The following is a 3,633-nucleotide window of genomic DNA, read 5'->3' on the forward strand; positions in this document are numbered from 1 at the left end:
ATATAGATTCATGATATCATTTATATTTTTATGAAAACCTTCTGCTATTTCCCTATCCCAAAATTTCAATATGAGTTTATGTTGTGTATCCCCACTCAATTCAAAACAATGTTTATCTTTTTTTGTATATATTTTGCTTATTTTATCAACAGAATATATTTTAAAATTGACTAAAGAATTCACTCTCAGATCTATAATAGATCTTCCTTTAGCTTTCGAATTAATCATCAATCACATCCTTAAGTTTACAATTTAGACATTCTTCTACGGGGACAATTTTTTCCTCTGTATGATATGTGCATACAATATATTCATATTCTTCTTCATCTATACTCATAGTTTTGATATTCAATTTACTCTTAAATATTTTACAAAATTTACAAACACCCATGACATACTCCCCCTTATCTACAATATTCTTCTAGCCCTTTGGGTTTGAAAAGTATATCCTTTGGGTTTGTTCTCCATATTTTTGAAAGAGGAGAATCGATTTAGATTCTCCTCTCCAATAACGTTATTCAGCTTTCTTTCTTTTTTGAATAGTTTTACATTCGGCGACACTTTCTTTTCTATATTTAGCCAGAAGTTTTCCGACTTTACTGGAAACTTTCCTAGCCTTAGCAGCAGCTGATTTGTTTTTCTTTTCTACAAATTTTTCATTTGCATTCTTAAACTCTTCCCACGATGCGAAAAGTTCGGCTAACAGTTCAGTCATTTTATAGTCCTCCATTTTTTAATTATATTTTAAAAATCGTCAACCTATATCTTCTGAAATTGAACACTGATTAATCAAAAGTTCTTTCTTATCTTTTAAATCGTTGATATATTCAATAATATTACAAATATTAATTGGTTTATAATTTAATTGTTCCACTGACACATTGAACCATACCATATCCTTTTCTTTTTTAATAAAGTAATAATTATTATGTATATGCCCATGGATATTGACTTTTATATCGTTATCCACAAGAATGTTTGAATTTAATGGGACATGACTCAATGCTATTTTCACATCATCAACATTTATAATATAAAATTTGTTTTTTATTAATTCAATATTTAAATTGTTTTTAAACCAACTAACACCGGATCTTTCATGATTGCCTTTTATTAATATAATATTTCCGGTTATAAATTCTTTTAAATAATTTATTTTGTGATCTATTTTTCCAAACATAAAATCACCAAGGTGATATACAGTATCATCATTCTTAATAATATTTTTCCAATTATTTAAAATTCTATCTTGCCAATCATCCGGCCTATCACAATATTGTTTAATTTTTTCATGAAAAAAATGTGTATCTGAAATTAACCAAGTGTTCAAAATTCAAATATCCTCGCTTATTCTACGATTTCTCCATCTGCAACTTCGGGAGTTATATTAAGGCTCTCAGAAATAATACCACATTCTTCTGCTTCAACAGTTTCTATTTTTGTTACTTCTTCCTTTACATCTTCAACTGCTACTTCTTCTTCTGGTTTCTGTTCTTGATATATTGGGATTAGAAGATTTTCTTTTTCTCCGAGTTTCTTGACAAAATGATATTGTTTTCCTTCGATTTCATATCTAAGTTTAGATGCTACAAAAACAGATGATAACTCCCTCATGATACTAACCTTGTATGCATTTGCAAGATTTTTAATATGTTCCGTAACATCATCATCCTTTAATAAAACGATAAAATCAATTAGTGCATATCCTTCATTTTTTTCATCCATTCGATAAGTAACTTTAGCTTTTACAATGGGATGTTTATCACCCTCGTTTTCACTTTCAGACATAGCAACCATTGCAATTCCGGGTTCATCAATAAAACCAATAAGCATTTCATAACCTCCATTTTTAATTAATTATGGTTTCCCATTTTTATTTTGTTTATCTTTTGACAAACATCAAAAAAACATATGTTTTTTAATTATTATTTACTACATATATAAATTAAATGTGTATATTTCTTTTTTCAAAAACAAAAAAAAGAATGAGAGGGGGCCATCATGATCAACGTGTATTTCTTTTCTCTCGGTATGAAAATTGGAGTTCCAGTATGGGGATATCTTACATATCGTGGGTATGAAAGATACCACCCAACCCACATAAGACTGGCAAAAGAAAAAATCAAAAGTATTAAACCCTATGTCATACAATTAGGAAATAAGATGAAAAATCGATGGAAAAAATATATCGGCAGTTTCAACAAGAACAGCAAAATCACATTTTTACTAAACACTGATGACGACAGGTTTACTTGTGAAATTGTCGGGGACATATTCATATGCAATATCAATAAGAACAATGAAATTGACACATCAGAATTGAAATACACTTGTCTTCTTCCAACGGAAGAAAAGTATGATAAACTGGTGTGGAACTTCGAAGCAATAAGAGACAGCATACATTTTGCTTTGGAGATGGTTTGTGATATTGATAAAGCATATGAGGTTATAAATGAAATGGGAAATACGATGAGAGAGGAGTTGAAAGTGTGGAAAGGTTAAAGGTAAAGTTATGCCTGATGCATATACAAAATATATGCAATCAGGTTTCTAAAAATTATGGAATTCCAAACTTAGTAATAAAAGACGCTAAGTTTGAATTCTTTAATATTTTAAATAAAATATACATAAGAAGTTTATTAATTCAAGTCATAACTGATCGTGCGTTCAGCACTGTCAAATATGAAAACGAATTAAAAAAACTTTTTAAAGGTAGGTTATTTGTAGATATTCATTTTGATATCCGTCCGAGAAGGGATGTAATCAAAATTGGACATGAAACAAAAACCTACTATTTTAGTTTTTTAAAAAGTAGGAATTTTCTAAGTGTTCCTATCTTAGAAAAAATTAAATAGGTGTGGGGTCGCCACACCTATTTTTTTGATTTAAATATCAAGTTCTTCCAACCCAACAATTCTCATGTAATCCTCTGTTAATTCTAATGCTGGATTTATTTTTCTTTGCTCTGGTAAATTAGCATGCCCACTTATTAATATATCGGACAACATTTTTCTTTTCAATGCCATATCATCACTTGCTGGACCAAACAGTTCTCTTATAATTTTATTTGCACCATATGCAGATAATACCCAGCTGTCCAGTTCTCCAACAGTTTGACCTTTCTCTTTATTTGCAGCAGACGGTTGTTTTGTTTTCTGCGAATATGAACCTATAGATCTGACTGTTAATTTTTTTTCTGCCATATGTTCCAGTTTATGAATAAACATATATCCAACCGGAACTTCTCCATTTGTTTTCATATCATATTCTGGAAGGAACAATTTATATTTTGTTTTCAATCCAAGAATTTTCATTGCTTCCATTATATCTCTGACTTTTGGTGCATCAAATGGTGGAACTATTATTGGAAAGAATCTTTCATTCCTCATTTCTTGAAATTCTATTTCTGACATGCCGATTAAAGATGCCATCATTTCTTTTCTTATTCTCTTGTCAGCAGTATTATCAAGATGAGCCATGACTTTGAATAATAATTTTGTAAAAGCGGACTTGCTAAGATTCTTTGCTTCATCTGATAATTTTTTTGATATTAACCCACAATAAACTTCAAAAACTTGTCCCATGTTAATACGACTATAAATACCAAATGGGTTTAGAATAATATCTATTTTC

The 3,633-nt window shown here is 29.6% G+C and carries 7 protein-coding genes; 2 read left to right on the plus strand and 5 right to left on the minus strand.

Annotation, left to right across the window (positions count from 1 at the left end):
• From M0R36_11190 to M0R36_11205, 4 genes are all read right to left on the minus strand, one after another.
• Positions 1 to 228, minus strand: a 228-nt coding sequence (locus M0R36_11190) for a hypothetical protein (GenBank protein ID MCK9556354.1), incomplete at its 3' end; no start/stop codon positions are given.
• 286 nt (positions 229 to 514) lie between these two features.
• Positions 515 to 715, minus strand: a complete 201-nt coding sequence (locus M0R36_11195) for a hypothetical protein (protein MCK9556355.1) — start codon at positions 713 to 715, stop codon at positions 515 to 517.
• A gap of 39 nt (positions 716 to 754) precedes the next feature.
• Positions 755 to 1,330 (minus strand): metallophosphoesterase family protein, encoded by a 576-nt coding sequence (locus M0R36_11200; protein ID MCK9556356.1) that lies wholly within the window; start codon positions 1,328 to 1,330, stop codon positions 755 to 757.
• Between the two features lie 17 nt (positions 1,331 to 1,347).
• A complete protein-coding gene (locus tag M0R36_11205) occupies positions 1,348 to 1,833 on the minus strand; it encodes a hypothetical protein (GenBank protein MCK9556357.1) in 486 nt (161 codons plus the stop codon).
• A gap of 168 nt (positions 1,834 to 2,001) precedes the next feature.
• On the opposite strand from M0R36_11205, the gene M0R36_11210 reads away from it, so the two are divergent.
• Together M0R36_11210 and M0R36_11215 are read left to right on the plus strand one after the other, a co-directional pair.
• Complete coding sequence (locus M0R36_11210; protein MCK9556358.1) at positions 2,002 to 2,502, plus strand: hypothetical protein; 501 nt, start codon at positions 2,002 to 2,004, stop codon at positions 2,500 to 2,502.
• On the plus strand, positions 2,490 to 2,855 hold the full coding sequence (locus tag M0R36_11215) for a hypothetical protein (GenBank protein MCK9556359.1): 366 nt from the start codon (positions 2,490 to 2,492) through the stop codon (positions 2,853 to 2,855). Before M0R36_11210 ends, M0R36_11215 begins: the two co-directional genes overlap by 13 nt.
• Before the next feature lie 30 nt (positions 2,856 to 2,885).
• On the opposite strand, the gene M0R36_11220 is transcribed toward M0R36_11215, so the two are convergent.
• Positions 2,886 to 3,633: hypothetical protein (locus tag M0R36_11220; GenBank protein MCK9556360.1), on the minus strand; the 748-nt coding region annotated here is incomplete at its 5' end.

This window comes from bacterium, assembly GCA_023228325.1.
GTDB lineage: Bacteria > Auribacterota > UBA6266 > UBA6266 > UBA6266 > UBA6266.